Origin of the sequence: Streptomyces beijiangensis, from assembly GCF_017315755.1 — a bacterium.
Taxonomy (GTDB): domain Bacteria; phylum Actinomycetota; class Actinomycetes; order Streptomycetales; family Streptomycetaceae; genus Streptomyces; species Streptomyces beijiangensis.
The window spans coordinates 1-419 of sequence record NZ_JAFLRJ010000903.1 but is presented as its reverse complement, the minus strand read 5'-3'; the positions used below and the strand labels follow the sequence as shown (position 1 = coordinate 419).

1 pseudogene is annotated in these 419 nt (G+C 73.5%); it reads left to right on the top strand.

Annotated features, from left to right (window positions below):
- Positions 1 to 44 precede the first annotated feature (44 nt).
- A pseudogene (locus tag J0695_RS39790) lies at positions 45 to 419 on the top strand (cytochrome P450); the annotation flags it as partial.

Genomic DNA, 419 nt, shown 5'->3' with positions numbered 1-419 from the left:
CCGCCCCCTGGTCAGGGTCCGCCCCAGGCGGCTAGCGTCCGGCCATGGACGCCGCCTTCGACCCCTGGTCACCCGCCTTCGTCGCCGACCCGTACCCGTCGTACGACGCGCTCCGAGCCGAGGGACGAGCCCTCTGGTTCGAGCCGACCCGGCAGTGGCTGATCCCCCGCCACGCCGACGTCAGCGCCCTCCTCCGCGACCGCCGCCTCGGCCGGACCTATCTCCACCGGTTCAGCCACGAGGAGTTCGGGCGTACGGCCCCGCCCGCCGCCCACGAGCCCTTCCACACCCTCAACGACAACGGGCTCCTCGACCTCGAAGCCCCGCACCACACCCGCATCCGGCGCCTCGTCTCCAAGGCGTTCACCGCCCGTACGGTTCTGAACCTCACCCCCACCGTCCAGCGCCTCGCCGCCGCC